Genomic DNA, 604 nt, shown 5'->3' with positions numbered 1-604 from the left:
AGCTCGATCCGGAAGCCGCGCAGCTTGACCTGGGCGTCGGCACGGCCGTGGTACTCCAGCCGGCCGTCGGCCCGACGGCTGGCGAGGTCGCCGGTGCGGTACATCAACGCGCCGTCGGTGCGGCCCGGTTCGGCGGTGAAGCGCTCGGCGGTCAGCTCGGGCCGACCGTGGTAGCCGAGCGCGACGCCCGCACCGGCGATGCACAGCTCGCCGACGCCGTTGACCGGGACCGGCTGTCCGGAGCCGTCGAGCAGGTGCAGCCGGGTGTTGGCGACGGGCGCGCCGAGGGCCACCACGCCGCCGTGGGCGGCGAGTTCGGGGGTGACCCGCTGGACGGTGGACCAGACGGTGGTCTCGGTCGGACCGTAGAGGTTCCACAGGGCGCCGACCCGGCCGAGCAGGGCGCGGGCGAGGTCGGCGGTGAGCGCCTCGCCGCCGCACAGCGCGGTCAGTCCCGGGCGGCCGGCCCAGTCGGCCTCCAGCAGCGTCCGCCAGGTGGCAGGGGTGGCCTGGAGGTGGGTGACGCCCTGCTTCTCCACCCAGGCGCCGAGCGCGGCCCCGTCGGTGGCGGTGGCCCGGTCGGCGATCTCCACCCGGGCGCCGG

At 76.8% G+C, this 604-nt stretch carries 1 protein-coding gene; it reads right to left on the bottom strand.

Annotated features, from left to right (window positions below; all coding sequences use genetic code 11):
- Nucleotides 1-604 (bottom strand): AMP-binding protein (locus VR45_RS24005; RefSeq protein WP_045941900.1); only part of this gene is annotated, 604 nt, incomplete at both ends.

It is taken from the genome of Streptomyces sp. NRRL S-495 (assembly GCF_000966955.1).
GTDB classification, from domain to species: Bacteria; Actinomycetota; Actinomycetes; order Streptomycetales; family Streptomycetaceae; genus Kitasatospora; species Kitasatospora purpeofusca.
Note: the sequence above shows the minus strand (reverse complement) of the source record. Positions and strands in the feature narration are given on the sequence as shown.